Origin of the sequence: Sebaldella termitidis ATCC 33386, assembly GCF_000024405.1 — a bacterium.
Classification (GTDB): domain Bacteria; phylum Fusobacteriota; class Fusobacteriia; order Fusobacteriales; family Leptotrichiaceae; genus Sebaldella; species Sebaldella termitidis.
Genome location: NC_013517.1, coordinates 307,347 through 334,032, shown reverse-complemented (window position 1 = coordinate 334,032; position 26,686 = coordinate 307,347). Strand labels below are relative to the sequence as shown.

The 26,686-nt window shown below is 32.2% G+C and carries 21 protein-coding genes; 7 read left to right on the top strand and 14 right to left on the bottom strand.

All coding sequences use genetic code 11. The features are described from left to right. From STERM_RS01530 to STERM_RS01510, 5 genes are all read right to left on the bottom strand, one after another. Nucleotides 1–474 carry a hypothetical protein gene (locus STERM_RS01530; RefSeq protein WP_012859788.1) on the bottom strand — a complete coding sequence of 158 codons (474 nt, stop codon included), beginning with the start codon at nucleotides 472–474 and terminating at the stop codon, nucleotides 1–3. Beyond that, complete coding sequence (gene rimI / locus STERM_RS01525) at nucleotides 464–895, bottom strand: ribosomal protein S18-alanine N-acetyltransferase (protein ID WP_012859787.1); 432 nt, start codon at nucleotides 893–895, stop codon at nucleotides 464–466. The genes STERM_RS01530 and rimI overlap by 11 nt, the downstream gene beginning before the upstream one ends. Next, the gene (gene lepB / locus STERM_RS20965; protein ID WP_012859786.1) at nucleotides 896–2,380 is read right to left on the bottom strand and encodes a signal peptidase I; all 1,485 of its coding nucleotides are present in this window, start codon (nucleotides 2,378–2,380) and stop codon (nucleotides 896–898) included. A gap of 58 nt (nucleotides 2,381–2,438) precedes the next feature. After that, complete coding sequence (rplS, locus tag STERM_RS01515) at nucleotides 2,439–2,789, bottom strand: 50S ribosomal protein L19 (RefSeq protein ID WP_012859785.1); 351 nt, start codon at nucleotides 2,787–2,789, stop codon at nucleotides 2,439–2,441. Nucleotides 2,790–3,063: 274 nt separating this feature from the next. After that, entirely contained in the window at nucleotides 3,064–3,858 is a 795-nt protein-coding gene (locus STERM_RS01510; RefSeq protein WP_012859784.1) for a penicillin-binding transpeptidase domain-containing protein, read from the bottom strand. Between the two features lie 193 nt (nucleotides 3,859–4,051). Here STERM_RS01510 and STERM_RS01505 point away from each other — a divergent pair, with 193 nt between their 5' ends. The 3 genes from STERM_RS01505 (at nucleotide 4,052) to STERM_RS01495 (ending at nucleotide 6,312) form a co-directional block, all read left to right on the top strand. Next, nucleotides 4,052–4,606 (top strand): TetR/AcrR family transcriptional regulator, encoded by a 555-nt coding sequence (locus STERM_RS01505; protein ID WP_012859783.1) that lies wholly within the window; start codon nucleotides 4,052–4,054, stop codon nucleotides 4,604–4,606. After that, complete coding sequence (gene fabF, locus STERM_RS01500; RefSeq protein ID WP_012859782.1) at nucleotides 4,607–5,839, top strand: beta-ketoacyl-ACP synthase II; 1,233 nt, start codon at nucleotides 4,607–4,609, stop codon at nucleotides 5,837–5,839. A 92-nt stretch (nucleotides 5,840–5,931) separates the two neighbouring features. After that, nucleotides 5,932–6,312, top strand: a complete 381-nt coding sequence (locus tag STERM_RS01495; protein ID WP_012859781.1) for a DM13 domain-containing protein — start codon at nucleotides 5,932–5,934, stop codon at nucleotides 6,310–6,312. A 118-nt stretch (nucleotides 6,313–6,430) separates the two neighbouring features. On the opposite strand, the gene rsgA is transcribed toward STERM_RS01495, so the two are convergent. The 5 genes from rsgA to STERM_RS01470 all read right to left on the bottom strand — a co-directional run bounded on the left by rsgA (nucleotide 6,431) and on the right by STERM_RS01470 (nucleotide 11,041). Further along, on the bottom strand, nucleotides 6,431–7,507 hold the full coding sequence (gene rsgA / locus STERM_RS01490; protein WP_012859780.1) for a ribosome small subunit-dependent GTPase A: 1,077 nt from the start codon (nucleotides 7,505–7,507) through the stop codon (nucleotides 6,431–6,433). 326 nt (nucleotides 7,508–7,833) lie between these two features. Continuing rightward, nucleotides 7,834–8,307, bottom strand: coding sequence for a GlcG/HbpS family heme-binding protein (locus STERM_RS01485; RefSeq protein WP_012859778.1), 474 nt, complete (start codon nucleotides 8,305–8,307; stop codon nucleotides 7,834–7,836). A 236-nt stretch (nucleotides 8,308–8,543) separates the two neighbouring features. Then, entirely contained in the window at nucleotides 8,544–9,311 is a 768-nt protein-coding gene (locus STERM_RS01480) for an SDR family NAD(P)-dependent oxidoreductase (protein WP_012859777.1), read from the bottom strand. A 166-nt stretch (nucleotides 9,312–9,477) separates the two neighbouring features. Then, on the bottom strand, nucleotides 9,478–10,104 hold the full coding sequence (locus STERM_RS01475) for a flavodoxin family protein (protein ID WP_012859776.1): 627 nt from the start codon (nucleotides 10,102–10,104) through the stop codon (nucleotides 9,478–9,480). A gap of 85 nt (nucleotides 10,105–10,189) precedes the next feature. Continuing rightward, on the bottom strand, nucleotides 10,190–11,041 hold the full coding sequence (locus tag STERM_RS01470; RefSeq protein WP_012859775.1) for an RluA family pseudouridine synthase: 852 nt from the start codon (nucleotides 11,039–11,041) through the stop codon (nucleotides 10,190–10,192). Between the two features lie 164 nt (nucleotides 11,042–11,205). On the opposite strand from STERM_RS01470, the gene pstB reads away from it, so the two are divergent. From pstB to STERM_RS01450, 4 genes are read left to right on the top strand one after another with little or no spacing between them, the layout of a single operon-like run. Then, complete coding sequence (gene pstB, locus STERM_RS01465; RefSeq protein WP_012859774.1) at nucleotides 11,206–12,009, top strand: phosphate ABC transporter ATP-binding protein PstB; 804 nt, start codon at nucleotides 11,206–11,208, stop codon at nucleotides 12,007–12,009. 19 nt (nucleotides 12,010–12,028) lie between these two features. Then, nucleotides 12,029–12,733 carry a phosphate signaling complex PhoU family protein gene (locus STERM_RS01460; protein ID WP_012859773.1) on the top strand — a complete coding sequence of 235 codons (705 nt, stop codon included), beginning with the start codon at nucleotides 12,029–12,031 and terminating at the stop codon, nucleotides 12,731–12,733. A 24-nt stretch (nucleotides 12,734–12,757) separates the two neighbouring features. Continuing rightward, complete coding sequence (locus tag STERM_RS01455; protein ID WP_012859772.1) at nucleotides 12,758–13,456, top strand: response regulator transcription factor; 699 nt, start codon at nucleotides 12,758–12,760, stop codon at nucleotides 13,454–13,456. Then, nucleotides 13,453–14,751 (top strand): sensor histidine kinase, encoded by a 1,299-nt coding sequence (locus tag STERM_RS01450; RefSeq protein WP_012859771.1) that lies wholly within the window; start codon nucleotides 13,453–13,455, stop codon nucleotides 14,749–14,751. The genes STERM_RS01455 and STERM_RS01450 overlap by 4 nt, the downstream gene beginning before the upstream one ends. Before the next feature lie 120 nt (nucleotides 14,752–14,871). Here STERM_RS01450 and STERM_RS01445 read toward each other — a convergent pair whose 3' ends face one another. The 4 genes from STERM_RS01445 to STERM_RS01430 form a co-directional block, all read right to left on the bottom strand. Then, on the bottom strand, nucleotides 14,872–15,342 hold the full coding sequence (locus STERM_RS01445; RefSeq protein WP_147289459.1) for a hypothetical protein: 471 nt from the start codon (nucleotides 15,340–15,342) through the stop codon (nucleotides 14,872–14,874). Nucleotides 15,343–15,403: 61 nt separating this feature from the next. Beyond that, the gene (locus tag STERM_RS22450) at nucleotides 15,404–17,761 is read right to left on the bottom strand and encodes a hemagglutinin repeat-containing protein (protein WP_041309757.1); all 2,358 of its coding nucleotides are present in this window, start codon (nucleotides 17,759–17,761) and stop codon (nucleotides 15,404–15,406) included. 415 nt (nucleotides 17,762–18,176) lie between these two features. After that, on the bottom strand, nucleotides 18,177–18,707 hold the full coding sequence (locus STERM_RS01435) for a hypothetical protein (protein WP_012859768.1): 531 nt from the start codon (nucleotides 18,705–18,707) through the stop codon (nucleotides 18,177–18,179). Between the two features lie 22 nt (nucleotides 18,708–18,729). Next, a complete protein-coding gene (locus tag STERM_RS01430; protein WP_012859767.1) occupies nucleotides 18,730–26,685 on the bottom strand; it encodes a hemagglutinin repeat-containing protein in 7,956 nt (2,651 codons plus the stop codon). Between the last annotated feature and the right edge of the window lies 1 nt (nucleotide 26,686).

Below are 26,686 nucleotides of genomic sequence, written 5' to 3'. Positions count from 1 at the left end.
TTATTCCTCCCAAATACCGTTTTCAAAAATTCTCATCATTTCTTCAATAATCTCTCTGTTTTTATCTAAGCTGTCCAGTGATTTTTTCACATCCCTGTGATCTTTTAGCTTTATTTCCAGCAGAATTTCTCCTCCTTCAAGTTCTCTGGGATATTTGACACTTATTTGACTGTTTTTTATCTTCCGTATTCTTTTTTCAAATTCTCTTAAAGTATCAGAATATACCGGCATTTTCATTCTTTCTATCTTTTCTATGAGCTCTGTTCCCCTGTCTTTTTTGGATTTTTTCATGTCCAGCTTTATTTCCGACAGTTTCTCATAAAAATTTTCATCAGTGCTGTTTTCCAGTTCATATGCTAATTCTGTAAATTTTTTCAGCATGGAATGTGTCAGATATACTTCGTTTTTTTCAAGATAACCCGCTATTTCCCTGCTTTTAATTATTCTTTTACTTTCTAAAAACTCAATTATCATATTTCCTCACCATTATTATAGCACTTTTATTGTCTTTATAGTAATTTTTTCTTAAAGAAATTTGCTTAAAATTATTTTTTTTGTATAATAAAAGCGCTTTTTCATTATCTTCACTTACTTCCAGAAATATATCCCTGTTACGGTTTTTTTCAGATAATGTTTTCAGAAGTATTGTTCCCATTCCCTGTCCATGATAACTGCTGTCTACAGCTATCTCAAACAGGTCAATACTGTCCAAAGTGTCATACGAAATTAAATAAGCCGCTATTTCATTATCTTTCTTAATAACTATAAAACCGTAATTTTCTGTTCTGTTCATATTCTCAATATCATTTGGCTGCCATTTATTATCAAAATAAAGATTATGAATTTTTATTATATTATCATAATCTTTTATTTTTTCGGAAATTAAAACCTCCATTTATTTTACGATCCCAAACTTAGTTATAGGAAGGAATCTAAATAAAAGCTTCCCTTTTATTCTGCTGTCCTGTACATAACCCCAATATCTCGAGTCATCACTGTCACTGCTGTTATCACCCATTGCGAAGTAGTAATCATGCGTAAGCGTAATTTCCTGACCTGCCAGGAGTGAATTCATAGTGTCTTTATTATATTTAAAATCCAGTATATTCATAACCGTATCATCTTTTCCCTTTACATTAAGAGTATAAATATATGTCTCGCCGGTTGTTCTGAAATTATCGGTATTATAGAATATATCTGTAAATTTTTCACCTGCTTTTACTTGTTCCATTATCTCTTCCAAAGGTACTTCCACATAGTTTATTACATAGCTTTGCGTAGATATTTCCTGTTCTATTATCATTTTATATATTTTTCCCAGTTTTACTACATCATCTTTTTTAGGTATGTATATTTTACCTGCAAAACCAAGAAAGCCTTCTTTTCTGTAAAATACTCTCGTATCCAGCATCTCACCGTCGGAAAAAAGAATTCCCTTTTTGTCTACCTGTATAGGCGTACCTTCTTTTCCCTCAAGATTTGTCTTAAAGTTTATTACTTCGTCGTATACTGTCCCGGTACGATTATCGTAACCATTCTGGAGAATAACTACAAGCCCCTCATTAGTTACTGTAAGAGCTTTCTTTCCCTGTCCTATTAAGTGAGCCTTCATTTCTATTACATTATCATTAATGACAAGCTCTCCGTTATCATCTATACTTAATGTCTCGCCCGGAAGTCCCACAAGTCTTTTGGTATAAAGAAGCTTGTTATCCTTAGGCTCTTTAAATGCGATAATATCCCCGCGTTTAGGGTCTTGAAATTTATATGATATCATATTGGCAAAAAATCTGTCATTTTCGATTATTGTCGGTCTCATTGAGCCTGTAGGAATCATAAAATTCCCCAGATAAAAGTTCTGTATAAGAAGTACGATAACTACGGCAGTAATACTAGTCTCTATTAAGTGTACCGCTTCAAATATCTGACTTTGATAAAGGTATATTTCCACCAGAAATAATACACACCCCAGTGCCAGATATGAATAGAGATATATTCCCTGCATATCCATCATAAGTCTTCCCAATACAAGAAGAAGAGCATTTACTACAAAAGCCCATTCCTGCTTCTTTCTCAGAATCAGCACGCCGGCATTCAGTGCAAAAACAACCATGATTATATTTCTTTTAAATGAAAAATCCAGATCCTGACCTGAATCCATTATTTTCCAGAATAAAAGTGCCAGAATAATTATATGTACTACTGTTATTATATCGGCAGTCTTTTTCATCTTGCCCAGATCACCTTTTGATGCCAGTCTGTCCGCAATATTTTTTTCTTTTTCTTTTAACCACTCAACTATAACTTTTTCCTTTATAAAAAAGTAAAGTAATATCCCTGTCAGAATGACATAGAACACACCCCATAATACTAAATTCATATATGACCGCCTTCATGTGATTTATATAAAAAAAGCTAGCCAACTTGCTAGCCTTAAGCTACTTTCTAATTTCTTTAATTCTAGCAGCTTTTCCTGATAATTCTCTTAAATAATATAGTCTAGATCTTCTTACTTTACCGATTCTCTTAACTTCTATTTTTTCAATTAGTGGAGAATTAATAGGCATAATTCTTTCTACGCCCACTCCTGATGAAACTTTTCTTACAGTAAAATTCTTAGAAATACCTCCACCAGATACTCTTATAACTACACCTTCAAAGACCTGTATTCTCTCTTTATTTCCCTCTTTTACCTTATAATGAACTGCAACAGTATCTCCTGCCTTAAATTCCGGTATGTCTGTTTTCAACTGGTCTTTTTCTACAAGCTCGATTAATTTCTCTTTCAAGAAATTTCCTCCCTTCTTTACGTGACATTCATTTTATAACTGTTTATAAAAGCGGAATGCCCTTTTTACAATACAAAATATAATAACACATTCATGAATTTTTTTCAAGCTCTTTTTAAACTCTTCTTTTTTCTATTTTTCTTTTAAAACCATTGAAAAATAAGGAGCTCAAGCTTTATATCCGTATATAAACAGTGTTTCAAATATCAAACACTAATTTTTATATGGTTTGTCTCGTGAAAAATCTTCTTATTTTTATTTTCTCTATATCAGATTAATTAATTATTCCCAGCTCTCTGAAAGCCATCATAGTTAATTGTTTTCTAAAGTCCAGTAGATAGCTGTTTCGTTCCTCAGAAGCATTTATAATTCTTACGGCAAAAAAATATACATTTTCCTTTGCTTCGATATACCCCACATACCATATGATATTTTCCGCACCCTCTCTTCCCCAGCCGGTTTTCCCCCTTAGCGTATACTCCGGAGTTTTTTCATTTATCATAATGTCTTTTACAATTTTATAGGTTTTTTCAGAAAGCATGAATTTTTCTTCATAGAGATTTATTAGAAAATCTATTTGTTCTTCCGGAGAAATTTTCAGGCTCCGGTCAATCCAGAATGAATTCTTTTTCTCTGACACAATCTGATTTCCATAATTAAATTCTTTCAGATATTCTTTATATTTTTCACTCTTTATCTTTCCGGCACCTTTCATATAAAACCATAAAGCTGAATATTCATAGGCTTCCCTCAGATTCAAATCCTTATTCCAGTTTTCAATATATCTCTTTATTCCGTCCCATTCCATTGCTTCATTTTCATCCTTAACCACTTCTTCTTCAAGAAAAATAAGGGAATTCGGTATTTTGAAAGTAGAAGCCGGGAGTCTTCTTATTTTGGAATCTTCTTCATTACTGTAAATCCAGATTTTATTTTTATAATCATAAATAGTAACACTGCCTGTAATTTTATTTTCATCAAAAATTTTCTGTAAATTTACATTACTGTTTGATACCATCGTGTTTACAGAAAACACAAATGATAATAAAAAAGAAAAAAGAATCTCCATTTTTTACCTCCATATATTAAACGCCGCAATATCATCAATATAACATTACTGTATAAAACAGTCAACAAAAACTGCCCTGTTATTTTCCCAGATTATTATCTCAAAATATACTGACTTGACTAAAATTTCAAAACATGCTAACATTTACATACTTATCAGTAAGTAAGTATAAATGGAAAGGAAGTCTTATATTTTGATATCTACAAAGGATAAAATTATTGAATATTCTATAAAATTAATAAAAACAAAGGGCTATTCTTCTTTCAGTTATGATGATATCGCACAAAAACTAAAAATAAGCAAAGCAGCAGTACATCATCATTTTGAAAAGAAAGAAGATCTCGGCATAGCTGTCTGTCAATACCTTCAGTCAAAAATTGAAGACGGCAGCGGCAAAATTCTTAAACAGGGATTACACCCGTGGATTTTTGCAGAAACAAGAATAAACACCATAAAATCCGGGGAAATATGTCCTATATCCAGCTTACAGTCAGACTTTGATCAATTTTCGCCTAAATTAAAGAAAGAACTAAAAAAGACCACAGAAATGGAAATTGAGCATTTTAAAAAACTGGTTGAAAAGTATGCCCCCGGCTTAACCGACTATTCACAGGCAGTGAATTCCTACCTCGCCCTCAAAGGGGCACTGCAATACAGACGTATTCTGGGAGAAGAATTTTACAAAGAATCTGTTATGTCCATAAAAAAAGAATTTTATGATTTTCTGGACAAAAAGGAGAGTAATTAAATGAAAAGAGTAGTTATCACAGGATATGGAATTATATCCGCACTGGGAAATAATGTCGATATATTCTGGAAAAATATCGCCGAAGGAAAATCAGGAATAAAGCTGATAGAGGATCCTGAATTTTCTGATATCCCTACAAGAATAGCGGCTTATATCGAAAGCTTTGATGCAGAAAAATATATGAATAAAAAAGATATCAACAAAACTGATCTTTTTACTCAGTATGCATATGCCGCAGCTGCTCAGGCCCTTGAATCAGGAGGTGTCAGTGATAATACCTTTGATAAAAACAGGGTTGGAATCTATATAGGTTCCGGTGTAGGAGGACTTGATACCATCCTAAAAAACCACAGGATATTTTTGGAAAAAGGAAGCAGACGTGTATCGCCGTTTATGGTTCCTATGATGATTACCAATATGGCTGCCGGCTTCATATCTATAAATACAGGATTCAAAGGTCCGAGCTTCTCACCTGTTTCTGCCTGTGCCACGTCAAATCACGCTATAGGCGAGGCCTTTCTAAGCATAAAGCACGGCTATACAGATGCTGTTCTTGCAGGAGGTGCAGAAGCTCCGATAAATCCGCTGACCTTTGCCGGCTTTTCAAATATGAAAGCAATGTCAAGAAACAATGACCATCCTTTAGAATCCAGCAGACCGTTTGATAAAGACCGCGACGGCTTTGTAATTGCAGAAGGTGCCGGTATACTCCTTCTTGAAGAATATGAACATGCCGTAAAACGCGGTGCTGAAATACTCGGGGAAGTTGTCGGCTATGGTGCCACATCAGATGCATTTCATATGACGACTCCTGATTTTCACGGTGCCGAAAGAGCAATGAGTCTGGCTTTATCCATGGCGGAAATACAGCCTTCAAGAGTAAATTACATCAATGCGCATGCCACAAGTACTAAAGAAGGAGATATATCAGAAACAAATGCTATTAAGTCTGTTTTTGGCGAAAATGCAAAAAATATAAAAATAAGTGCCACAAAATCAATAACCGGTCATTTATTCGGAGCTGCCGGCGGAGCAGAAGCTGTAATAACTCTGAAAGCAATAGAAAATGGTCTTGTGCCCCCTACTATAAATCTGAAAAATCCCGATGAAAAATGTGATCTCGATTATACACCGAATACTGCTGTCAAACATGATATCGAATATGCTGTTTCCAATGGATTCGGCTTTGGCGGGCATAATGCATCACTTCTGTTCAAAAGATTCGATAAATGATATGAAATCTCCCAGCGGACAGTCATTGACTTTATTTATTAAATATACTACAATTTATTAATTGCTAAATATAAATATTACAAGGAGGAAAAATGAAAAAGTTTTTATTGCTGGGAATTTTAATGATTTCTGTTGTCAGCTTCTCTGAAATTCTTACAGGAAGCTTTGTTTCAAAAATACATCAGATAAGCGGCGAGGTATCTTTGGAAACAACTGGAAAAGAGATCACAATATCAAATTTTACTTACGACGGGAATGGGAAAAATGTTTATCTTATTCTGACAAAAGACGGAGATTTCAAAGATATGAAGATCATATCTAAAGAGCTGAAAAAGGGATATGTAAATGAAACACTCACACTAAAAGTTAATAATCTGCAAAAATTAATAGATGAAGGTTATAATACTGTTTCAGTTTATACAAAAACAAACAAATCAACTTTTGGAGATGCTTCTTTATCAGAAGTCCAGTAATTTTCAAAATTTAATCAAACTAAAAACCAGAGATTTGGTCTCTGGTTTTCTGCTTGTTTTGACATAAAAAAGCTTCTCTTGACAAAAGAACTTTTTTACATATCCTGTGACGGATATTTTATCTGTTCTTTCGGCCTTTCAGATGTTTCATTACATTCTTCATTTCTTTCTTACTGCCAAACATTCTGTTTATCTTTTCCTGTTCGGTCTGACGTGAGTTTAGATTACTGTACTCCATTTCACGCTGCAATTTCAAATAACTTCCAAAACGTTCTTCGGATAAAATCCCGTTTTCAATTGCATTTCTGACCATACAGCCAGGTTCTGAAACATGTGAACAGTTTTTATATTTACATTGTGCTGCAAGTTCCTCTATATCTTCAAATGTTTTTGAAATATCACCTGTATAAAGCTGTAATTCCCTCATTCCCGGTGTATCGATTACGATACCTCCGTTCGGAAGTAATTTCAGCTGTCTGTATGTAGTCGTATGTTTTCCCTTGTCATCACCTTTTCGAATCTCCTGAACAGCCTGATTTTCATCTCCTGCCAGCCTGTTAATCAATGTAGACTTCCCTACACCTGACGAACCTATAAATGCTATGGTTTTTCCTTTTTCAATATAGCTGCTTACAGCCTGATATCCGTTTTCGTCCTCAGAAGAACAGACGATCACATCTATGCCTATACTCACTGATGACAGCTCATCCAGCTTCTCCTGTAAATCGTCGCATAAATCTGATTTGGTAAGTACTATAACCGGAGTCGCCATACTGTCCCATGTAACAGCAAGATAACGTTCGATTCTTCTGATATTAAAATCAGAGTTCAAAGACATGCAGATAAATATAATGTCTATATTAGCCGCTACGATCTGCTGTTCATTTGATGTCCCTGCTGTCTGACGTACAAAGACGCTCTTTCGTCCTAAAATATTTTTTATTACTGCATTTCCTGAATTATTATCTGTCCTGTCTATCATTACCCAGTCTCCCACTGCCGGAAAACTCATTTGATCCTCTGCATGATAAGCTAATTTTCCTGAGATGCCTGCAATAAGCTCGCCGTGTTCACAAACCACCTTGTATAAATCACGGTGCTGTTCGATAATTCTCGCTGGAAACAGATTATTATATAATGAAGCTTCCTGTTCAAAACGGTCGCTTAGTCCATATTTTTTTAAATTTAAATACATTGTTTTTTTCCTCCAAAATAGTTTTTTTATTTGAACTTCGGAGGGAAATTAATTTATCTTTTTTCAGTTCCCTCCTTTCTTAATACACTATCCGTTAATACTTTATTTAACATAAACAAAACTCCTCTCTGTTTCATATTTTTTAGTTTTAAAATCTGTAACATATTATAACACATCATTATTCATTTTTCCCGTATTTTATTACATAACCGGCTTTTCTCCCTGTCGGTTAATTTTCTTTTATTTGATTCGCAGGATAATTATAAAAGGACTATACCAAAAATAAAATTATATTTTTGTATAGTCCCGTATCTTGAATATCTTAACTATTTTAAAAGATTACTTATTCTTGAAAGAGCAGCACTGCCTATTTTTTCATCTATTGCTCCTGACGGTGCACCGCCTATTCCTATTGATCCTATTGTTTCATTTCCTGCTTTTATGGGAATTCCTCCACCCAGAGTAGTTGTATTTTCTATCTGTGTCAAATTCGGAACCTTCTCGACACGAGAAGCAAATTCCGTAGTGGTAATCCCAAATGAAAGAGCTGTAAATGCTTTTTTCTGTGCCGTTTTCATAGTATGTACAGCAGCATTATCTTCTTTCATGGATAAGACTACATTTCCGCCTTTATCAAGTATTACCAGCGAAATATTAACCTTTTCCTTTTTAGCTTCCTTCAATACCTCAGAAGCTAAATTCTGTGCAATATCAAGTGAGATATTTTTCTGGACAAGTGCATTACTGAACGAAGTCAGACTTAATATCAACAACCCCAAAATGTAAATAAACCTTTTCATTAAATCACCTCTTATTATTTTTGAATTATATCAATTGTATATAAAAATATATACAATGTCAAATAAAACTATATTATCATCTAAAATATATATCTAATGATAACGTCGCATATAATTAACTGTATAATTATTTATAATATAAAAGTCAGTTTATCTCATCCCAAAATAAGAAAATCACCCCAGCAGTGAGGTGATATCCTATTGTATCAGTTAGTAAAATAATAAGCTGATGCTCCTTAATGTTTTTCTGTCTGGCTTTGTCTGAAATTAAAGACAGGATCTGTCAATTTGAATTCATATGTCTGAATATCTACAATTCCAACTGATTTATCTGATTCATAAAGCTTCATTAAAAACTCCGCCATTTCTTTTGCAGTATGAAATCTCGGCGTGCTTTTTTCATAATCAAAGCCGTCAATTCCCATAGCTGTATTAGCAAACTCCGTTTCAGTAGCAGCAGGTGCCAAAACTTTTACCTGCATTTTCCCTCCTCTTTTTTTGAGCTCCTGAGCCGCACCTTCGGTAAAAGCACTTACATAAAACTTTGTTGCTGAATATGTAACATTATTATCAACAACAGAATACCCTCCCACGGAAGAAACATTAATCAGCTGGCTTCCTTCCGTATCACTGTAATCTTTTATAAAAAGAGTAGATAAAATAGTCAGTGCTTCTATATTCAAATGCAGCATTGCTTCTATTTTTTCCAGATTCTGATCCTTAACTAAGCCTGTATTACCAAATCCGGCATTATTAACCCATGTTTCCAGCGTATATTTTTTTAAGTCCTCATAAAGCTTATACACATTTTCACCGACAGATAAATCCGAGACTTTTATAATAACATCTAAATCAGGATTAATCTTCTTTATCTCTTCTTTCAGATGCTCAAGCTTTTCCTTATTTCTCGCCACAATAATAAGATTTTTATTTTTTCCGGCAAAAGCAAGTGCTGCTTCATACCCTATTCCTGTACTTGCTCCTGTAATAACTGTATATTTCATTTTCCTGACCTCCTGTTTTATTTTTATAATGTTATTATACAATATGGAGTAAACTCCACGTCAAGATATAATTTTTCAGTTTACAAAAAATATATAAAATAAAGCTGTACTAAAACAAATATCTGTTTCAATACAGCCGTGACAAGCAGTGTTAAAAATTAACTTATTATCTTATAAAATGTGTCCATTTTCTCTCTTCTTTTTCAGGTTTCTCTACTGTATCTTTTGCATGATCCAGACTTTTCATAAGCCACGCCATGCTTTTTCCTGCTTCACGCAGAGTCTGAACTCCTTCCTCGTCCTGAAGAACCTCCCCTGGTCTTCTTCCATGTATGACACTCCAGTAATGTGAAGGAACTATTATCATTTCTCCGAGATTAAAATAGTTATTCAGCTGATGAAAGGTGTCCACTCCTCCTGAACGTCTCACGGCAGCAACTGCTGTACACACCTTATATCTGAAATATTGTGATTTCGAGTAAAAAACCCTGTCCAAAAAAGACTTCATTGTTCCGGCAATTCCTGAATAATAAACCGGAGAACCCAGAATTATGCCGTCTGCCTCAGCCATTTTCAATGCTGTTTCATTAACAGTATCTTCATTAAAAACACAGTTATTCTGCTCATTTTTCTGGCAATAATTGCACCCTGTGCAGCCTCTTATTACTTTATTGCCTATATGCACAATTTCTGTTTCGATTCCCTGCTTTTCCAGCTCTTTGGTTACTACAGCCAGACTTTCATAAGTATTTCCGTTTTTATGCGGACTACCGTTAATTGCTATCACTCTCATTATCATTCCTCCTGTTATTCCAATTATTCCGTTACCAAAATCCTTTTTTATGAAGCTATCCTTTACATTTATGCTAAAAATATTTTTACATAAATTCTTTCATATCATCATACATTTCTATTTCCAGCTCTTTTCTTTCTTTTGTTCTGGGATGTATAAAGCTCACCTTATAAGAATGAAGCATCTGTCTTTTTACATTATCGTCCATATCTCCGTAAAGCTTGTCTCCCAGTATAGGATAGCCTTCATTAGACAGATGTACTCTTATCTGATGGGTTCTTCCCGTAAAAAGTTCACACTCTGTTAAAGTTATATTTTTTTCTTCATTTCTTTTTATAGTTTTCACCACTGTTTTGGCATACTGTCCTTCATCGAGAATCTTCCTTCTCAAGTCATCTCCTACCCTTGCAATAGGCTTTTCGATATTTATCATTTCCTCTTTTATTATTCCGTGTACCAAAGCCATGTAATATTTTTTTACATCGCCGAAATTCTGTAAAAATGCCTGTGTAAAACTATTTTTTGCTATTATTATCAGTCCGGAAGTATCCATATCCAGTCTGTTGTAAAATCTCGGAACCATCTCTTTCCCGTATTTTTCCTGAAAATAATATACTATACCGTTTGCCAGTGTTACATCTACCTTCTTTTTTGTGGGATGTGTAACGAGATAAGGCTGTTTATTTACCACAAGTATATCTTCATCTTCAAATACGATATCCAGAGGTATTTTTATCGGTTTTATATTAGTACCCTTTTCTTTTTCCACTACTTTAAGAAGTCCCTGTTTTCTTATTTTCTGGGTAGTTCTCACTTTTTTCCCGTCAAGAAAAACCTCGATATTTCTAAGACCTCTTCCCGAATAATTTTGTATCTCCCGGAGATATTCCGATATTTTATATCCATGATGTTCTTTTTCTATTTTAAATTTTTTCATATGACAGCCTCTCTTAAATATACTTCCTTAATTCTATCATATAATTACAATATAATCAGTCATTTTTTTACAATTCTTTTACATAGGGTTTATATTTCTTTTACATTTACATTTTATAATATCACTGATATAATTTAAATAAAGAAAGTATTATAGGAGGAGAAATGTCTGAGGCAAAATTAGATAAACCGGTGATAAATAATGACAACGGCTTAACAAATATAATTTCAGTTAGAAATTTTAATTTTTTTTATGGAGATTTTCAGGCACTGTATGACCTGAATCTGGAAATACCCAAAAATAATGTTACAGCACTTATAGGTCCCAGCGGATGCGGAAAAACAACCTTTCTGCGTTCTATAAACAGAATGAACGATTTGATTGATACTTCAAAATATGAAGGAGATATAATTATCAATGGAAAAAATATATTTGAGCCGGGATATGATGTCGTAGAACTCAGAAAAAAAGTCGGTATGGTTTTTCAAAAACCAAATCCTTTCCCTAAATCTATCTACGAAAATATTGTATATGCTCCGAGACTGCATGGGCTTAGAGACAAAAACAAGCTTATGGAAATAGCGGAAAAAAGTCTGAAAGCAGTTGCTTTATGGGATGAAGTAAAAGATAAGCTGCATAAATCAGCTATGGGTCTCTCTGGAGGACAGCAGCAAAGATTATGTATTGCAAGAGCGATATCGATAAAACCGGATATTCTCCTTATGGATGAGCCTACTTCGGCACTTGACCCCCTTTCTACATCTAAGGTGGAAGAACTGATGAGGGAACTGGAAAAAAACTATACTATTGTCATAGTTACGCATAATATGCAGCAGGCTGCAAGAATTTCCGACTTCACAGCATTTTTCTACAAAGGTGTTATTGAAGAATATGACAAAACAAGTACAATATTCACAAATCCGAGCAATAAAAAAACCGAAGAATATATAAACGGAAAATTCAGTTAAAAAACGGGAGGACAATATAATGAGAAACTTAGATGAAAGAATGGAAGATATAAGAACTCTTATTTCAGAGGCCTTAAAAAACTGTAAAAGATCCCTTGCAATTATCAGAACTATACTAAATTCCGGTACTTTTGACAGGGCTTTATACGGTGAGGCAAAATCAATAGAAGAAACAATGAATCATACTGAATTAAAAATAGACGAAGAGGTAATTACTACTATAGCAAGATTTCAGCCTATGGCTATAAATCTGCGATTCCTTATAGGAGTTATAAAAATAGGAAATGCCACTGAAAGAATAAATGATCTTGCACTGAATATTCTAAAAGTACTAAAACATTCAGAAAATATAAAATCTCTTGAAAAACAAAGTATACTTGAAATGCACACAAAGGTAGAGCAGATGTTTGACCTGTTTTTGAAATGTTACTATGAAGAAGAGCTGAACTACGCTTATCTTATACTAAGTCTTGATGATGAGGTAAACGCATATAAAACTAATGTTATCGAAGCTACAAAGAAAATCATGAATGACAGAAATGGTTCCGAAAAGGGAGAAAATAAAGATATCTATCTTGGAGCACTGTTCATATCACAGCATCTTGAGAGAATCGGAGATACGATAAAAAACCTTGCCGAAATAGTCATTTACATTTATAACGGAATTGATATAAGACATATTGATTATGAAGAAGAAAAAATAACTTTAAAAAGAAAAAAATAGACTTTTTAAAAGGCGGAAATTAATATGAAAAAAAATACCATTCTTGTTGTAGAGGACGACCTTGAGATAAAAACTCTCATACAATTTTTTCTTGAGAAAGAAAATTTTAATGTCATAACTGCGCAAAACAGTGGAAAAGCTCTGGAAATGTTACAGAATAACAAACCCGAGCTGGTTATTCTGGATATTATGCTTCCCGGCTTAAACGGACTGGAAATAGCAAAATTAATAAAAAAAGAATCACATAAATACGGGACACCTTTTATTTTCATGCTTACTGCAAAGACCGAAACTGAAGACGTTATCGACGGCTTTCAGGCCGGATGTGACGACTATCTGAGAAAGCCTTTTGACCCCCGGGAGCTTATTTTAAGGATAAAAAAGCTTCTTTCTCTGAAAAAGGAAGGCTTTGCTCCTGAAAAAGAAAGCGGCTTGTTACGATATGACCAGATAGAAATTAATCTTGATAAGCATACAGTAACAGAAAGCGGAAATGAAGTCATTCTTTCCAATAAAGAATTCAGACTTATTGCTTTCCTTATACAAAATAAAGGTCTTGCCCTCAGCAGGGAGACTATACTGAGCAGGGTATGGAACGAAAATTATCATCTCGGTGACAGAACAATAGATGTCTATGTAGGAAAAATCCGTGAAAAACTTCCTTCTATATCCGAAAATATAAAAACTATAAAAGGAGTTGGATACCGATTAAAAGAAATTTGACTTTAATTCTTGTTTTTGAGATTTTCGTTTTATTTCTGGCGTTTATTTTCCATGAAAAAATAACTATACTTCTTTCATTTTTGGCCATATTTCTGATATTTAACTTTTTGCTGTATTCTCTTTATATAAGCAAAGAAAGAGAGATAGAATTTTTAAAGGAAAATATTATTAATATCATTGATGATAATTTTACGCTTAATATCGATTATTATATTAATAATAAATCTCTTGATTTTTTTCAGAAAATTTTTAATATAAAAAAAGAAACTAAGAATTACAAAAAAAATCTTGAAAAAGAGAGCCAGAAACTGAAAGAAATACTGAGAGCCATAGATGATATTATCTTTGTGATAAATAATAACGAGATAATATTAAAAAATAAAAATGTGGATATTCTTACATATAATTCAAAATCAAAAAAATTTTTCGACACAATAAAATATAATTCTCTTATAAAAAAAATAAAGGATATTCTTATATCAAAAGAAAATATAAAAGAGGACTTTTTTCTGACCGAGCTGAATAAATATTACCTTATCGAGTCTTACAGACTGGAAACTGAGCCTTCCATTATTATAAGCCTGAGAGATATTACAATAACGAAAAATTTTGAAAAAATACAGAAAGATTTTATTTCCAATGTTTCACATGAGCTGAAAACACCTCTTACCAATATAAAAGGATATACAATAGCTCTTGAAGAATCTATAGAAAATAAAGATGATAATGTAAAGAATTTCTTTAAAATCATAAATTCAAATATAAATAAAATCGACAATCTGATATATGATTTTCTGAATTACTCAAAATACGAAGGCTTCAAAATACTAAATCTTTCATATATTAAAGCTGAGGAGCTGATTAACGAGACTTTATTCGGTCTTACTCTCCTTATTAACAATAAAAATGCAAAAATACAGACAAATTTTATGCTTTTTGACGAAAATCACTACATTTATATTGATGTGGAAAAGATTAAACTTGTTATGAAAAATCTTATTGAGAATGCACTCATATATTCTTCAAAAAAACCTGAAATAAACATAGAAATTTTGGAAGACGAGAACAGTTATATATTTAAAATATCTGATAACGGTCTTGGAATTCCTGAAGAAGAACGGGATAAGATTTTTGAGAAATTTTACAGGGTTGATAAATCAAGACCTATGAACTTTTCTGGTTCGGGACTTGGACTTTCTATAGTAAAAGAGATTGTTCATAATTATAATGGGGAAATAAAACTAACCAGTGAATCAGGATTGGGAAGTACATTTTATGTTATTATTCCAAAATAATTTTATACAAAATTTTTAAAAGGGACTGTATCAAAAAATTTTCATTTTGATACAACCCCTTTTATATTATCCAGTTGAATTTATCTACTTTTTTGTTTAACTACGATTCTTCAAAATCAATCATATTTTTTTACTTGTATCATACATAACTTCGTCCTTTATTTTTTCTTTCAATAACCTTACTTTTTCTTCATTGTTTTTTAATTTCAAATATTTCAGGTATTCTCTATCTGTTAATACTACAATTCGTGTTGAAGCTCTGTAAAGATATTTTATAAAATTCCATAGTTCAGATTCATCTTCATTATATATTTCAGGCTTTGAGCATGGGATCCCAAAACATCGAAATTTATTATATTCCTCAATACTTTTTTGGTTAAATTCTTTAAATTTATCTATATTAATTGTATCACCTTCTTTAAATTCTTCTATTACTTGATATTTTTTATCATCAAAAAAATAAACTTTCTCAATTTTTTCTTCATCATTTACTTCTATAAAACCGATTTTTTTTACATTTTTTAATGTTTCAATTTCATTTGAAGTTATTAATGATCCAGAAGTTGCATAAGGATCATTACCTATGTCCATTATAATATATTTACTGTTAGCAATGGTTAAAGATAAGACTAGTACATATATCACACATATCTTAATTAAACTTTTCCGCATGTCTTGCTATCGCCTCCTCTGGTTCTATTAAATATAAAATTGTATTTAATGGATCAAAATTTTTCGGTAGTTGAATTTTCATTTTGCTTATTTTCTCATATCTCTCTAATTTATTATTTTTTATAATTCTGTTTGTTGTAGAAGAATTTGAATTAAATAAAGTATTATAGAAATTATGGACACCTATCTCGTGTTTTGATATTGTATTTATATCATCCAATAATCCTAAATTGAATTTCTCATCATTATAGTTTAAATTAATTACGTTGGTATTTACTCCTGGAATATAGGCACCATAAAGATTATTAGCTGGAGTAAATGTATCGTTGCCAAAAACAAGCTGTGTTTCTCCAGAATGTAATATCATATAATCACTTTTTAGAGATATACCAAATTCATCTTTTATTTTTTTGTCAATCAACTCTCCATATTTCCCGTATATTTGATTCATTTTTTCTTTATCACTATTATTATAAGCTTCAGACCAATTTTGAGCTAATTCTTTATATTCATTCGTTGTCACTAATGAATTAAATACTTTTCCAATAACTTTCTCAGTCATCTTTTGATAACTACTATCTTTTTGATTTAAAGAATCGAAAAGAACAACCAACCTTATTTTATCTTCTCTTGAATAATCTACCATATTTTCAGAATCATATTTATCTTTTATATTGATAATTTCATCTACAAGACCACCTGCAGATAAAGTTGAGTAGTCCATATTATTTTTTTTAGCATATGCTTTAAGGTCATTTAAATATTTAGTCGCATTTTCTTCTATATCATATGATATTCCATTTAAAGATTCAATAGCTAAATAAATTTCTACTTCTTCAGCAGTCAGATTTTTATCATTATTTGCAATTTTACTTATGGCTGTATCATATATATTGGCTACTTCATTTTTAATATCTCCTAAATTTCCAATTATAGTATTTAAATCATTCACTAACTCTTTTCTCTTTTCTTTGTTCAATAGATCTGTATGAAGAACAGTATCTATCTGCTCAACCACATCATCTTTTGTTATTACCTGTGCTTTCTCTATATCTGTATTTATTCCTCTTTCTTCCAGATTTATTTCCTTACCATTTTCTATTACCACTGTATTAACAAAAGTTGCATTTGTATCCTGTTCCTTATCATGACTTCCATACTGTAATTCTGTTTGTGGAACTACATTCTTTCTGTCTACTCCACTTAATCCTACATTATAGCCCTTGCCATTATCATGATCTTTTAAATTTTCTACCACTACCTCTTTTGCTTCTATTCTCACGCTATCATTCATACTTCCTATAATAGCTCCTACATTAGTTAAAGTTTCCCCAACCTTTATACTTCCTCCATTTTCTGCTATTATACTTGTATGATTATTTACCCACTTACTATCTCCTTTACTTTCCCCATAACTTAAGTTTCCTGACGGTGAGTTATAGCTTTTCCCATCACTCTGTTCTGTATGACCATAATTTATTCCACCGCTTTTATTTTCTCCATTCAGCTTATATTCATCCTGTAATGATATTACATTTAAATTTCCACCTATTTCAAAGTCTATCTTATCTGCTGTTACATTTGCTCCTTTAAATGTTGCATCTTCTTTTGTTGTTAACTGAAATGTTCCCCCTGCATTTATTACTGTATTATCATAATATACTGATGATGAATTACTATTTCCTTTACTTCCGTTTACTCCACCAGTTACTGTTCCTCCTGTAAAGTCATATCCAGCTGACATTCCCTGTGAACTTGAATCTGTTGTATTATTATAAGTATTTTTTCCTGCCAATGCCTCAAAGCTTTTAGCTTCTACTATAATATTTTCTCCAACATTTACTTTTTGATTTACAAGTTTCACATCTCCTTCTGATGATATTACTAGATTTCCACCTACATTTATATTGCCTGCTACTGAACTTGTTCCGCTTGTATTTGATTCATATTTACTTTTATTTATACTTGCAGATACATTTGCTGTTACTCCGTATCCTGCTAGTGAGCCATAACTTCCTTTCATTCCGTCTACTACTAACTGAGATAAGTCCGCTCCTGCCTTTACTCCTTCTCTATATAAATCCAGTCCGTCACCATATGTATTTATAAGCTCTGATCTGTTTCCAAATTCATATTTTCCATTATTTTGTGATTTTTCATCTGCTGAACTTATAAAGTTTGTTATTGTTGAACCCAAACTCGCTGATATTCCTACACTCTTACTTTCCTGTTTTACTTTTTCATTGTATACTTCCTGTGCATCAAGTAATTCTACTCCGTTTACTCCTCTGATAATCATATCTTCCCCAACATTAGCCTGCATTGCTTCTGTTCTCACTTTATTTCCTGCTGATAGTAATGTACTTCCTTCAGAAACTATAAATATTTTACTATTTCTTCTCTTTAATATTCCACAACAACACCCATTTATATATTTTCTTATTACAAAACTGCATTTAATTATACCTTAAATTTTATTTTTTTCAAGGATTATTTTAAATTTATTTTAAATATTGTGTTACAAATTCAAATTTATACTAAAGGGACTGTATCAAAATGAAAATTTTTGATACAGCCCCTTTTTATAGTTTTTACTATTAATTTCTTTTTCTAATTATAAATTATACTTCTCTGTTTGTATTTTTAAATATTCTGCTGCAATCTGATTTAAATCAACATAATCCATACTCTAATTAAAATAGCATTCTATAAAATATTTTAAATACGGATAATCTCTAACTATTACTTTTTGTTTAAACATCATAGTATTTAAAAAACTCTTTCTGCCAATTTAAATCTGAATTATAATTTTGTTTATTATAATGCCAATATCTTAAAAATTTTTCTTTATCTTCTAAATAATTATAATTCTCTAAAAACTTTTGTATAAATTTTGAACTTCCTCCCAGTAAAGCATGATTCTCATGAGAAATCATCATTCCCCATTTTGCTGTTGTAGAATATAAAATATTTTCTAAAAAAACAGGAATCTTTAAATATTCTTCATATGAAGTCTTTAGTTCAATTCTATTGTGATTAAAGCAATATTCAACAGTATTTTCAAAAGATTCTTCACCATTTTCAATCTCTGATATAAATATCTCTTTCTCTAAGAAAAAATCTAATACCTTTATTAAGTTGTCATATTGATCTTTTGATAAATAATAACCTTCTGTTGGAAAAATCAATATTTTTTTTTCTATATAATTATTAAATACATTATTAAACGGATCATTATTACTAAAAATTTTTTTATACAAATCCTTTAATCTTTTCATTTCCATATTATTTAGCCACCTCAGCCATCTATTCTTTAAATTTAATTTTTCTTATTCCTTTTATTCCATTCACATCAATAGTCGGGGGACCAGATTTTGATTGAGCTCTATAGGTAAATGTGATTCCATTTTCATCTTTTCCAACAAAAACACCAGGTTTTACTTCTTTATAATCAGATACTTGAGCTTGAAAAAATTTTAAAGCATCTTCAGAATTCCCTGGTAATTCCCTTATGTCTTTTTGTTCCGAAAGAGAACCCACTTTTTTTATTTCTTCATTTGTAAGTTTTTTATAGTTAGAATTTCCTGATAGTTCAGTCTTATCTTTTACGCTTCCCCATCCTGAATTAGGTCCAAATTTATTTATTAGTCCTCCTGAAAGAACTGGGCCAAATGTATCTGTCAAATGCCCTTGTGTTAATATCATTGATGCATTATCTGCTTTTAAATAGGCATCTGCTACTTTTAATGGTATATCTAAACCTTTATTCCAAACTATTACATTTGTGTCATCATAATTTAAATTATCCGGAGTTTTGTATGAATCAAGTACTACTCTTAACACTCCGCCTTTTTCTTCTCTTATCTCATACTGATCAGGTGTGTAGCCTTTACTGTACATTTCTGATACTAATTCTTCTTTTGTTTTAATTTTCTTAGCACTATTTGCCTCTGCTTTTGAAGAAGTGTTATTATTAGGTTTATTACTAGGCTTATTGCCAGCATTTTGAGTGTTATTTGGAGTTTTTTGAGATTTAGTTTCTGAATCATGAACACTACCTTGACCTGTTGTTGCTACTCCCTGAAGATATTTTATTTCTTTTTCCAAAGATGATATCTGATTCAAAATACTACTACAACCACTTAATTGTCTTCCTGAACATTTTTGTTGATATTCATTTGTCAACTTTGCTAAATCTGCTTTTTTATTCTCTAATTTTTTACTTGCAACCGATTTTGTGCTTGCAATACTTCCCGCTTCTCTTGTTCTTTGATCCAAATAAGAACTATTTTCTCCTTCATATCCATCATATTCTGAGTCAAGAGTATTTTTCCCATCCTGAATTGCTTGTAAATTGTCTTTATTATCAAGCCATTTATCAATATCAAAAACATTGCTTTTTCCTTTATCACCTAATATTTCACTTAATCTGTCTCCTGCAGCATTTGAAGCTATCTCTTCTCCTGCTTCTCTCCCTCTTCTATGGTCATCTATATGATTAGGCTCATGACCATATAAATTTGATACACTCATACCACTTGCTAAATCATTTAAATCTAAAAGAAAAACGTTATCTTTACCTTTACCTTTTTGATCCCCTCTTATATATCCAGAACCTTCTCCTGTTGCTACTATTATTACCTCAACATCTTTTCCTGTCATATACTTTATATAATCTTTTGTTAGTTTTTCAATATCAGCTGCACTCTTACTATCAGGATCTTTTATAAATTCTGCCATCTGAGGATTCTTTTCTATATAATACTGCGCATATCTGTCTGTTCTGGCTTCTTCATATCTTAAGTTATCCCTGCCTGCCGAATCTATTATATCTAGTATTCCATGTCCTGCTTTTCTTGTATCCTCCATAAACTGCTGTCTTGTTGTTGTATTTAATAAATCCGTATGAAGATTTGTATCTATCTGTTCCACCACTTCATCTTTTGTTACTATCTGAGCCTTATTAATATCTGTATTTATTCCAAGCTCCTCAAGATTCAGCTTCTTTCCTGCTTCTGTCACTTCTGTATTAACAAATGTTGCATTACTTTCCTGTTCCTTATCATGGCTTCCGTACTGTACACCTGTCTGTCCTATTGGTGCCTTATTATTAAAGCCTATGCCTCCTACATTAACCCCTGCATTTTCTCCCCTGTTATAATCCTCAAGGTTAGAAACCACTACTTTATTAGCTTCTATACTCAGTTTTTCATCTGCATTCAGACTTCCTATAATTGATCCTATATTTGTCAGTGTTTCTCCTACTTTTATATTCCCGCCATTTTCTGCTATTATACTTGTCTGATTACTTACCCATTTACTTTCTGCATTATTTTGGCTATAACTTATGTTTCCTGTAAATGCTCCCGGTTCCGGCTTATTTGTAGTTGTATTATTCTGACTATAGCCTCCGCCTATTCCATAATTCTTTCCTTCTGACTTATATTCATCCTGTAAGGATATTATACTCAAATCTCTTCCAATATCAAAGTTTATTTTATCTGCTGTTACATTAGCTCCTGCAAATAAAGCGTCTTCTTTTGTTGTAAGCTGGAATATACCTCCTACATTTATTATTGTATTATCATAATATTTAGAATCTGTATTTGATTTTCCGCCTGATACATTTACTCCGCCTGTCATTGTTCTCTGAGCAAAGTCATATCCTATATTTCCTCCTGATGAACTTGACTTTGTATTATTACTGTAAGTATTTTCCCCTGCTCTTGCTTCAAAATTTTTAGCATCTACAATAAAGTTTTCTCCTACATTAACTTTTTGATTTATCAGTCTTACATCACCATCTGATTCTATCACAAAGTTTTTTCCTACATTTATATTTCCTGCTACTGATGTTGTACTATTTGTATTTGATTCATAACTACTCTGGCTAAAACTTAATGAAGCATTTGCTGTTATTCCTGCCAAGGCATTTGCAGGATGTATTCCAGTTACCAGTTTATCGTAAATAGACTGCGCATCATTAAAAGCACTTACTCCGCTTCTAAATAAAGTAAAACCGTCTCCTGCTGAATTTATAAGTTCTGATGTATTTGTAGCACCGTATTTATCCTTGTCATTATACATATTATTTGCCTGATCTATGAAGCTTGTTACTGTAGAACCTACACTCACTGATAAACCAATACTTGTACTTTTCTGTTTTACTTTTTCTTCATATACTTCTTTGGCATCCAGAAGTTCTACCCCATTTACTCCCCTTATTACAAGATTCTCTCCAATATCAGCCTGCATTGCTTCTGTTCTTACTCTGTTTCCTGCATCTAATACTGTACTTCCTTCTGACATTAAGCTTGACACTGCTACTGTTGTACTGTTTCTTTCATTCTCCAGACTACTTCTGCTGTAACTCACTCCTGCTGATATACCCCCGCCTCCTGTTGAAAAGCTTGAACTAAATCCACTTCTCTTTTCTGTCAAGGAGTATTCATTATTCATATCATCCGTTGTTATATTTATATCATTTCCCGCTGTTACTATTATATTTCCACCACTGTTTTGAATATTGTCATTTTTTACTGCTATAACATTTGATGCTTTTATATTTACATCTTTCCCTGCATCCAGTATTACATTATTCCCTATTAATGTACTTCCCACTGCACTTTCACTGTAATCCGTCTCATATCTGTAATAACTTGAAAATGTTCCTTTCTTCTCTTCCTTTTCCTCATGATACATTGTATTCTTATCATTTGATATATTTATATTATTTTCTGCTGTTAACTGTACTGTTCCATCTGATACTACCGTACTTCCCTTTATACTTATATCATTCCCGGCATTCATTATCACATTATCAAGACCTGTTACTTCCGAACCTAATTTCTGATTTACTTCTGTATATTGATAACCGTTCTTTATGCCTTCTCTTTCTGATTCTCTCAGATTTATTGTATTTATTGAAATATCTTTCTCTGCTTCTATATATGTTGTTCCCTCTGACTGTGTTACCGCTCCCCTCGATACATAGTTTTCTCCACTGATATATGTTGTATCTCCTGAGCTTATCACTCCTACATTCTGTATATTATCTGCTGTATAACTTCTTTCTTCCCCTCTTAATCTATCATGTTCTATTACCTGTACCCCAGTTGTTATATTGCTTATTGTTCCCCCTGCTGTTAATACAACATTTTCCTTAGCTGCTATCACAGCTCCTATATTCAGTATATCATTTTTTGCATCTATCTGTATATTTGTTCCTGTTATCTCTGCTGTTAATGCTCCCACACTCTTATTTATCAGATTATCTGTATTTACATATACTGTATTTCCTTCAAGTCTGCCCTGATTTACAAGACTGCTGCTGTTTATTGCAAGTGTTTCCTGTGCTGATATTGTTGTTGTAGGACTCTTTATATTCTCCAATGTTGCCTGACTTAAATATACCTGTGGTACTAATACCTTTTCCCCGTTTACTTCCTGTTCCACATACCAGATTATATCACTCTTCAATGCTGCTATCTGATCTCCTGTTAAAGCTATTCCTATTGTTAACTGCAAATCCCCGCTTGTTGCCACTGCATTATCAAGCATTTCTTTCATTAATTCTGTATCTGCTTTTCCATTTATAAATCTTGTTCCCAGTGTTTCCAAAAGAAGATTATTCATATATTTAGTTTCATAATATGCATCCCCTAATCTTCTTGCATTATTCCAGTCATTTGATTCATTATATCCTATTCTGCTTAAGAAATAATCACTTCCATAAAATCTTGATAAATCTATATATTGTGATCTTGTTTCCATTAAGTACTTTGATGAAGGATCTTTATTCTCCGAAAATAACTTACTTACAGAACTGTTAAATACTCCTGGATTAAATGGTATTGTCCCTGTTGTTATTATATCTATTACTGCTGTTCTGTCCACATGTACTGTTACAGGATCGTAATATAGATCTACATCTACATCTTTTGATGTTATTGTACTTGGGTCTACTACTGCTCCTGATTGAATAACATATCCGTTACTTATTACAGGGCTCCCCTCTATTATCACATTATTTCCTTCTATTACTGATACACTGTCCGCTATATTTACATCTCTTCCTGCTGTTTTTAAATCTCTTCTTACTCCCAGTGCTGCTCCTGTTCTTGTATCTCCATTTCCTGCTGTCCAGTGTAATTCCCATGTTTTTACCTGTTCTTCACCGTCATAAACTTTTATTGTGGAAGCTGTTGTTTCATTTTTTATTGTCTGAACCTTATCTGTTATTCTTAATGTACCTCCTGAACTTATTTTTGAATTCACATTTTCCAGTTCTATTACATCAAGTGTCAGATTTCCTCCTGACAATATTCTTCCGCCCTCTGTTACAAGTCTGCTTGTATCTATATATCCTGTTAGTACCTGTGTCATATAATTTTTTGTAGGATTAAGCTGGCTGCTTGTCAGATTCCCGTAATAAAGCTTATAGTCTAAATCATTATTTATGTCATCAAGTTCATCTTTAGGATTTATTCCCCAACCCTGCATATTTGATCTGCCTTCTGAAAATATCCATTCATTCAGTCTAGTTATCAAACTACTGTTTCCTGTCAGTGTATAAGTATCATCTAAGTTTCTCCATACATCATCATATATTATACGACCGTCCCATGTTTCCCAGTAAAGTCTGTATTGTCCTGATACTTCTCCGCTGTTTAAAAGCTTATTCCCGCTTAACAGTATATTTCCTCTGCTGTCTATTATCCCCTTTGTATTATCCAGTAAATTAAAGCCTGTTATATTAAGGGTACTCTGCCCTACTATCTCCCCGCCTGTATTATCTACATCACCTGTGGATATATTCAATTCATTATCACTGTATACTGATGCATCTTTATTTACAAACTTTGTTCCTTCTATATCAAGCTTATCAAGAAATACTATCAAATCCTTGTTTGTTATATTATTTCCTGATAATTTTCCTCTTTCTCCCTCTATCATGGAATTATTTAATATATTTCCTGTTGCCAGTAATTCCACATTACTTGCTGATATTGTTAAGTTATTCGTTATATCTCTTCCTGATAATCTTAATAACCCTGAACTTATTGTATTTCCGTTATTTGTTATGTCCACTCCAGATATTAATAAGTTATTTATTCCCTGTATTTTTCCTTCAAGAAGTAAATTCCCTGAAGATGTTAATGTTATATTATTTCCTCTTATTATCCCAGTATTATTATCATAAGAAAATACATTTTGTAAATTTACTATTGTTGATTCTATTGAACTTCTATTTACTATTGATGTATTATTTAAGTTTATACTGCCATTTGATGCCAGCTTTCCTGTATTAGTTAAACTCGTATTATTAGCTGTTATCACTTCTTCTGCTAATATCTGACCGCTGTTTATTAATACCGGTGTTGTTATTTCTATATTCTTTGAAGCTATTATCCCCTGATTATTTACATTACTGCTTCCTTTTAGTTTAGATGTCTCTACGACTGTTATCTTATTTGTATTCATGATATTTGTACTGTCTACATCTAAATTTACTGTTACTATTTCTCCTGTATTTGTAAAACTAAACCCTTTTGATACTATTTTATCTGATACCTTTAATGTACCTGTATTTGTTAAATCTTTTGTACTTACTAATCCTCCTACATTAATTACATTATAGTTTTCAAGGTTTGAAAATATTATAAAACTGCCGTTTGTATTTATTTGTCCGTGGTTTGCTGCATTTCCTGCTGTATCTATTCCTTCTCCTGTTGTTATCTTTCCTGTACTTTTATTTTCAAGGTTTTTTGTGACAAGTTTTTTATTTGTTATTATTTCTCCGTTATTATCTAAATTATCTGTGCTTATATTTCCTTCTACTGTAAGTTTTCCTGTATTCGCTGTATCTTTAGCTCTTAATTCTCCTGTAGTCTGAACACTTCCTGTATTATTGAGATTTTTTTCTATTTTTACATTGTCTTTTCCGTATAAAGTTCCCTGATTAACTGTATTCCCTTTTATATTAAGTTCTTTATCAGAAAGTATTCTTCCTGTATTTATTGTATCTTCTGAAACAGTTATATTCCCTTCACTTTGTATATCAGATCTATTAACCAGACTTTTCCCAACTCTTATTTCATTTTTTCCATATACTAAATTATCTGAATCAAGACTCCCTTTTATATCTAAATCATTTTCTGATATTATCTGTCCTTTATTCTTTACATCTTTTCCTACAGTTACATTACCTGTTGAATAAAGATTACTATTATTATCCAGATTACCGCTTATTTCTATTTCAGATGCTTGTGTTCCTGAACCTTTTAATGTAGTTTTATTTGCTTCTATTGTTAATTTCCCTTCTGTATATATCGAACCTTCCTGAACAAATTCTTTTGCCTTTATTTCTATGGCTTCTTTAGCCTGTGTTTTATTAGTTACTATTGTACCATCTGCATTGATTTTCAACACACGTTCTGAAATGACGTCGCCTGCAACTCCAATATTTCCATTTACTCCTACTATCTTTATCTGATTTCCATAGATTGAACCGAATGCTGATGAAGATATCAAAAGCTCATTGTTATTTACTCCTTGTTTTGTATAATCTCTTGTATGAGGATTATAGTCAAAGTCTCCTGCTATCAGGTTTATATCTGCATCCTTTGCATATATCTGACCGTCTATATACATCTGTCTTGATAACAGTGCTAAATATCTTACTCCTTCTGCATTTATTCCTTCACGACCTATTTCTATCTTTCCTCCTCGAATATTGAAAGGAAGAAGATCTCCGTTTCCGTCTAAATCTACTCTTGATGTTGTAAATATTGCTTTATCAAAATTTATGAAGCCCGTATTATTTAAATAGAAACCATTCTGTGACGAAAAAATTATATCAGTTTTATTTTCTGACATCACTTCAAGCCAGTTTTCTATTTCTACTCTGTTATTTCCGCCTACCCTGTTCAATATTAATCTTGCTGCCTGCTCCTTTGTCAGATTTGGGTTAGCTGCCATCATTCCTGCAAGATAACTTCTTCCCACTCCCTGACCAAAGTTATTAAATACTGTAGGGTCTTTTGTTCTAAACTCACTAAAATCATTAACTGAGATACCTCTACCATTGGGGGTGTTTATGTTTACAATGTTCGCACCATTTTGTGCTCTGTCTACACTTGTTTTCTGTGGTACATTTTTATCTACCTTTATATCTGCAAACAACATGCTGTTCAACATTCCAAGCAGTAACCCTACTGCTATATTTCTTTTTACAATGTTATACCTTTTTCCTCTCTTCATA

Bases quoted from the DNA above. Each gene is read 5' to 3' on its own strand.
- STERM_RS01530 (WP_012859788.1), bottom strand. From the start codon at position 474: ATGATAATTGAGTTTTTAGAAAGTAAAAGAATAATTAAAAGCAGGGAA.
- rimI (WP_012859787.1), bottom strand. From the start codon at position 895: ATGGAGGTTTTAATTTCCGAAAAAATAAAAGATTATGATAATATAATA.
- lepB (WP_012859786.1), bottom strand. From the start codon at position 2,380: ATGAATTTAGTATTATGGGGTGTGTTCTATGTCATTCTGACAGGGATA.
- STERM_RS01510 (WP_012859784.1), bottom strand. From the start codon at position 3,858: ATGGAGATTCTTTTTTCTTTTTTATTATCATTTGTGTTTTCTGTAAAC.
- fabF (WP_012859782.1), top strand. From the start codon at position 4,607: ATGAAAAGAGTAGTTATCACAGGATATGGAATTATATCCGCACTGGGA.
- STERM_RS01495 (WP_012859781.1), top strand. From the start codon at position 5,932: ATGAAAAAGTTTTTATTGCTGGGAATTTTAATGATTTCTGTTGTCAGC.
- rsgA (WP_012859780.1), bottom strand. From the start codon at position 7,507: ATGTATTTAAATTTAAAAAAATATGGACTAAGCGACCGTTTTGAACAG.
- STERM_RS01485 (WP_012859778.1), bottom strand. From the start codon at position 8,307: ATGAAAAGGTTTATTTACATTTTGGGGTTGTTGATATTAAGTCTGACT.
- STERM_RS01480 (WP_012859777.1), bottom strand. From the start codon at position 9,311: ATGAAATATACAGTTATTACAGGAGCAAGTACAGGAATAGGGTATGAA.
- STERM_RS01475 (WP_012859776.1), bottom strand. From the start codon at position 10,104: ATGAGAGTGATAGCAATTAACGGTAGTCCGCATAAAAACGGAAATACT.
- STERM_RS01470 (WP_012859775.1), bottom strand. From the start codon at position 11,041: ATGAAAAAATTTAAAATAGAAAAAGAACATCATGGATATAAAATATCG.
- pstB (WP_012859774.1), top strand. From the start codon at position 11,206: ATGTCTGAGGCAAAATTAGATAAACCGGTGATAAATAATGACAACGGC.
- STERM_RS01460 (WP_012859773.1), top strand. From the start codon at position 12,029: ATGAGAAACTTAGATGAAAGAATGGAAGATATAAGAACTCTTATTTCA.
- STERM_RS01455 (WP_012859772.1), top strand. From the start codon at position 12,758: ATGAAAAAAAATACCATTCTTGTTGTAGAGGACGACCTTGAGATAAAA.
- STERM_RS01445 (WP_147289459.1), bottom strand. From the start codon at position 15,342: ATGGACATAGGTAATGATCCTTATGCAACTTCTGGATCATTAATAACT.
- STERM_RS01435 (WP_012859768.1), bottom strand. From the start codon at position 18,707: ATGGAAATGAAAAGATTAAAGGATTTGTATAAAAAAATTTTTAGTAAT.
- STERM_RS01430 (WP_012859767.1), bottom strand. From the start codon at position 26,685: ATGAAGAGAGGAAAAAGGTATAACATTGTAAAAAGAAATATAGCAGTA.